Genomic DNA, 5,081 nt, shown 5'->3' on the forward strand with positions numbered 1-5,081 from the left:
ACCGTTTGTAACAGGATGCTGTGACAAATGATTACAAAACGGCCCGCGCTTGGCCTTTAATCAAAGCGCTATAACGCCAATGTATCTAGGGTAAGTCTGAAAGGAATGAGAAATGAAAAAACAAGAAATTATTGCGCTTGGCGTGGTGATCGCGGTTGGCATGGCGCAAACAGCATTTGCGGAATCCGACGGGGCTGCCGACAGCAAGCCTGACAGCGGGAATATGTCCGGCATGGCGATGGGCGATGGCGACAATCAGATGGGCATGATGGGCGGGGACATGATGCCGATGATGCGAAAAATGATGAAGATGCATGCCGCTATGATGGGTGGCCAGGGCAACATGATGGGAATGATGGATCGGGACATGATGTCGACAATGATGTCCGGTGGACAGCCTCATGAAATGGCCGCGCAGATGTCCGAAAAAATGCGGGAGTTCGATGCGAATTCCGATGGAGCGTTGACACTTGACGAGTTCGAAGCCTTGCATATGGACGCAATGCGCGCGCGCATGGTAGATCGCTTTCAGCATCTCGATGCGGACGGTAACGGCCAGATCTCTCAGGACGAGATGGAAGATGCCGGTACACGGATGAGCAAAATGAACGGTACTTCCACCGGAACGGACATGGAAGGTCATCATGACAACGAATAAGGGTCAAGCCTGCGTCACTCAGCTTGATGGGGGCAAATTATGGCCTTCTTTCTGACGCGCCGCGGCGCAAGCCTTGCGATGTTGGCCAGTTCCGTTGCACCTTTCTCGGCTGTCGCCCAGACCGCCGAGGTCTGGTCGGCGGACATGGCAGCAGATGCGCTGCAACAGGACCTGATCCGGATGATCGACGTTCGGTCGCGACCGGAATGGACCGACACCGGCGTTGCCGACGGTACCTGGCCCATCAGCCTGCATGAGGACCGTTTCGCCGAGCGGCTTTTTGCCGCCCGGGAACGGGCCGAAGGGCAGCCTGTCGCGCTCATCTGTGCGACAGGCGGGCGGTCTGGCCGCGTCATGCGAAGTCTTCGGCAGGCTGGCTACAGCGGCTTTCTTGACGTATCCGAAGGCATGCTCGGTTCTGCCGCCGGACCGGGCTGGATCGCGGGCGGTTATCCGGTCGTCAGTGTCGATATGGCTCTGGCGGCGCTGCCAGAGGAATTGAGTTGAAGTGAAACTGTTGAACCGTCGAGAACTGTTGGGCCATGCCGCAGGCTTTGGGGCTGCATTTGCCCTGCCATCGGCTGCATTCGCGGCATCGGACAAGAGGCTCGCGTATCCTCCCCTTCTCGATGCGACGACATCCCGGCTTTTTCAGCTGGAAGCCCGCACGGGCGAGACCCGTTTTGACGACGGTGCCGCCAGCGAAACGTTCGGCTACAACCAGGGATACCTTGGCCCGACGATCCGGGTGCAGGCCGGGGTCGAGACACGGGCAGAGGTGCACAACACGCTTGGCGAGCCGATGTCGGCGCATTGGCACGGGTTGGTTGTTGCCGGTGAGTTCGATGGCGGACCACATCAGGCCATCGCACCGGGAGACACCTGGAAGCCGGTGCTGGACCTTGACCAGCCCCCGGCAACGGCCTGGTATCACAGCCACATTCACGGCGCGACGGCACGGCAGGTCATGCTGGGGCTGGCGGGTGTTCTGCAGGTGACGGATGACGCGGATGACGCCCGTGGATTGCCATCCGCCTACGGGGTCGATGATCTGACCCTTGTATTGCAGGACCGTCAGTTCAACTGGCGCGGACGCCTGAAATACGATCCCGGGATGCACCAGTCCATGAACGGGTTTCAGGGCGACACAATGGTTGTGAACGGTCAAATCGGCGCGTCGGCAGCGGTTCCGAAGGGGATCGTGCGGTGCCGTGTCGTCAACGGCTCGAATGCGCGGGTTTACCGCCTGTCCATGTCTGACAGCCGGTCGCTTCATCTCATCGCGACAGATGCCGGATTTCTGGATCGACCGATTGCGCTGAACCGCCTGACCCTTGCACCAGGAGAGCGCGCAGAAGTGCTTGTGGATTTCACAAGCGGGCGGGACAGTGTTTTGAAGTCCGACGATATCATTAATTCGGCCATGGGCGGAATGATGGGCGGCGGCGGTTCCGGCAGTCCATTCACCGTGCTGCCTTTCGCTGTCGACACAACCCTTCCGGTTCGCATCGACGCCCTGCCCGGCTCTCTGGACGGGCAGTTGCCTGATCTTGCGGTCAAGGACGCGCCAGTCCGACGTCTGTCACTGGATATGTCGATGGGCATGGGGATGATGTTCTCGCGGTCCGGTAACCGATTTTCGATCAACGGCGCGTCATACGATTCGGGAACGCTCAATTTTTCCACCAAACTCAACAGCATCGAGCGTTGGATTGTGCGTGGGGCCATGATGATGCACCCGTTCCATGTTCACGGCGTCCGGTTTCAGGTCCTGTCGGAAAACGGTACGGCACCGCGTGCAGAGAACAGGGGTTGGAAGGATACGGTACTGGTGGATGGTGAAGTGGAGCTTGCGATGAAATTCGAAAAACCTGCCTCAGCGGCTGCGCCCTACATGTATCACTGCCACATTCTGGAACACGAAGACGGCGGCATGATGGGGCAATTCAGTGTTGCTTAGCGCAGAAATCCCTTTACCCTCCGCTGACAGGAACCTTTAGGGGAATCCTATTCCTCGATAGAGGTTTGAGATGAAAACCGAATTGCACATCAAGCGGCTGACCCTCGCCGGCGGGCTGTTGATCGTCATCTCTGCGCCTATGCATTTCATCTTGCCCGAGCAAAGGCCAATTGTCTTCGCAGCTCTCTTTCTTTTGGTGCTCCATGCCGCTTAGCAAACCGCGCCTGCATCGGGTTGGGCTATGGTTGGTGGTTGCGCTTGGCGTACTTTTGATAGCCATATGGGCAATGGGATATGGCCCGGCGATAGCCCGCGAGACTATCGAGGTCTGGATAGAGCGGGCCGGCGCTTTGGGACCGTTGCTCATCATCGTGCTCATGATGGTTTCGATCGTGGCAAGCCCCATTCCAAGTGCACCGGTCGCACTGGTGGCAGGCGCGGCGTATGGTCATGTTGCCGGAGCTGTCTATGTCGCCATCGGGTCGGAACTGGGTGCACTCGTGGCATTCATCATCGCCCGCTATATCGGGCGCGACCACGTTGAGCGCTGGCTTGGGGATAAGGCCGGTTTCGGGTTATTGGGCTCTCAAAATCTGTTGATGTTGACGGTGTTCGCGTCTCGCCTCTTGCCCTTCATCTCGTTTGACGCAATGAGCTACGCTGCCGGTCTCAGCCGCCTGCGCCTTTGGCGGTTCCTGATCGCAACTCTGGCAGGCATTCTTCCAGCCAGTTTCCTGCTCGCGCATTTCGGAGCAGAGGCCATGTCGGGAGATTTCGGCACTGCTGAGTGGATCATCATCGGTCTTGGATTGATGACTGCCGCACCGTTGCTGGTCGCAGCGCTCTGGCGAACAAATCGGTCAACCAACGCTTCCTAAGTCTGAGTATGTCAGCAAAAATGAAAACCGTGATTGCCTACTTTACCATTGACCTTCCCCCACAGGAAGCTGCGACCGTGAATCGCTATGGATACACAAACACCACAACTCCGCCGGGATTTCCTGTACTACGCCACCGCCGGAACGGGCGCGGTTGCCGTAGGGGCTGCGGTCTGGCCATTGCTCAATCAGATGAACCCATCCGCCGATGTCCGCGCGCTGTCCCAGATCCGCGTCGATATCTCCGGTGTGGAACCCGGAACGCAATTGACTGTCAGTTTTCTCGGCAAGCCGGTGTTCATCCGGCACAGGACCGACGCGGAAATCGCGCAGGCCCGTTCGGAAGATGTGCTTTCCCTTCCTGATACCGTCGCCAGAAATCCCAACATATCCGGAGATGACCTGGCCACCGATGCAAACAGGGCAGTGGCGGGAAATGAGAATTTCTTGGTCATGATAGGCGTTTGCACGCATCTGGGATGTGTACCACTTGGTGACGGAGCCGGCGATTTTGGTGGTTGGTTCTGTCCCTGTCATGGCTCCCATTATGATACAGCAGGACGCATTCGAAAGGGTCCGGCACCGGAGAACCTGCATATTCCCACGATGTCCGTTTCGGAAGACATGATACTGACCCTGGGCTGACAGGAGCTTCGCGCATCGCGAAGGCCCATAAAATTCATACGCAGCGTTGTCGGAAGAGTCTTGACCCTCCAGTAACTGGAAGGGTTATGTGTTCAATTGTCTTGAAAACGGGAATTAGAAGATGGCCACGGACCAAGAACATCATCACGACATGACGCGCACCTCGACCGCATCAGACCCAGATACAGCGACCGACCCGGTGTGCGGCATGACCGTCGAGATAGACGAAGACACGCGCAGTGCCGAGTATGATGGAGAGGTCTTTCATTTCTGCTCGGAAAACTGCGAAACCAAGTTTGGCAAAGACCCATTTTACTATGCGTCGGGAAACGCCCAAAAGACACCAGCACATGGCGAGGCCGGTACGCAATGGACCTGCCCGATGCATCCGCAAATCCTGAAGGATGAGCCCGGGTCCTGTCCGATCTGCGGCATGGCGCTTGAACCGATGCTTCCATCGGACGAGCCGTCAGAAGAGTTGTCCGATTTCACAACACGCATGTGGATCAGCGCGGCAGCCGCCGTTCCGCTGGTTATCCTGACGATGGGTGAACTGGTCGGCCTACCTGTGCGGGAATGGATCGGACATCAGACGGCTGTCTACATCGAATTCGTCCTCGCAACCCCGATCATTCTCTGGGCGGCTCTTCCCTTCTTCAAAAGGGGGTGGGAATCGATCAGGAATATATCGCCGAACATGTGGACCCTGATCGCGCTTGGCGTCGGGGCTGCCTATATCTATTCGCTTGCCGCAACATTCCTGCCCGGCATTTTCCCCGAAGCGTATCGAAACGGCCAAAGCGTCGGGACATATTACGAAGCTGCGGTTGTGATCGTTGCGCTGATCTTTGTCGGTCAGGTGCTCGAGTTGCGCGCCCGCGAACGGACGGGTGATGCCATCCGTGCATTGCTCGATCTCGCACCAAAAACGGCGCGGNGG

Annotated in this window: 7 protein-coding genes (1 of these 7 running past the window's edge); all 7 read left to right on the forward strand. The window is 57.7% G+C overall.

Annotation, left to right across the window (positions count from 1 at the left end; all coding sequences use genetic code 11):
- Positions 1 to 112 precede the first annotated feature (112 nt).
- A complete protein-coding gene (locus tag CBB63_RS15040) occupies positions 113 to 658 on the forward strand; it encodes an EF-hand domain-containing protein (RefSeq protein ID WP_286699725.1) in 546 nt (181 codons plus the stop codon).
- Between the two features lie 39 nt (positions 659 to 697).
- Positions 698 to 1,165 carry a rhodanese-like domain-containing protein gene (locus tag CBB63_RS15045; RefSeq protein WP_088664277.1) on the forward strand — a complete coding sequence of 156 codons (468 nt, stop codon included), beginning with the start codon at positions 698 to 700 and terminating at the stop codon, positions 1,163 to 1,165.
- A gap of 1 nt (position 1,166) precedes the next feature.
- The gene (locus tag CBB63_RS15050) at positions 1,167 to 2,618 is read left to right on the forward strand and encodes a multicopper oxidase family protein (protein ID WP_043847217.1); all 1,452 of its coding nucleotides are present in this window, start codon (positions 1,167 to 1,169) and stop codon (positions 2,616 to 2,618) included.
- Between the two features lie 70 nt (positions 2,619 to 2,688).
- The gene (locus tag CBB63_RS15055; RefSeq protein WP_009824469.1) at positions 2,689 to 2,832 is read left to right on the forward strand and encodes a hypothetical protein; all 144 of its coding nucleotides are present in this window, start codon (positions 2,689 to 2,691) and stop codon (positions 2,830 to 2,832) included.
- The gene (locus CBB63_RS15060) at positions 2,822 to 3,496 is read left to right on the forward strand and encodes a TVP38/TMEM64 family protein (RefSeq protein WP_043847219.1); all 675 of its coding nucleotides are present in this window, start codon (positions 2,822 to 2,824) and stop codon (positions 3,494 to 3,496) included. Before CBB63_RS15055 ends, CBB63_RS15060 begins: the two co-directional genes overlap by 11 nt.
- Before the next feature lie 87 nt (positions 3,497 to 3,583).
- The gene (gene petA / locus CBB63_RS15065; protein WP_009824465.1) at positions 3,584 to 4,141 is read left to right on the forward strand and encodes a ubiquinol-cytochrome c reductase iron-sulfur subunit; all 558 of its coding nucleotides are present in this window, start codon (positions 3,584 to 3,586) and stop codon (positions 4,139 to 4,141) included.
- Positions 4,142 to 4,262: 121 nt separating this feature from the next.
- Positions 4,263 to 5,081: the start of a heavy metal translocating P-type ATPase gene (locus tag CBB63_RS15070; protein ID WP_286699726.1), read on the forward strand. It continues 1,527 nt past the right edge of the window; the window shows 819 of its 2,346 coding nt (coding positions 1-819); its start codon is at positions 4,263 to 4,265; its stop codon lies off the right edge, out of view.

The organism is Sulfitobacter sp. TMED3, assembly GCF_002167505.1.
GTDB lineage: Bacteria > Pseudomonadota > Alphaproteobacteria > Rhodobacterales > Rhodobacteraceae > Sulfitobacter > Sulfitobacter pontiacus.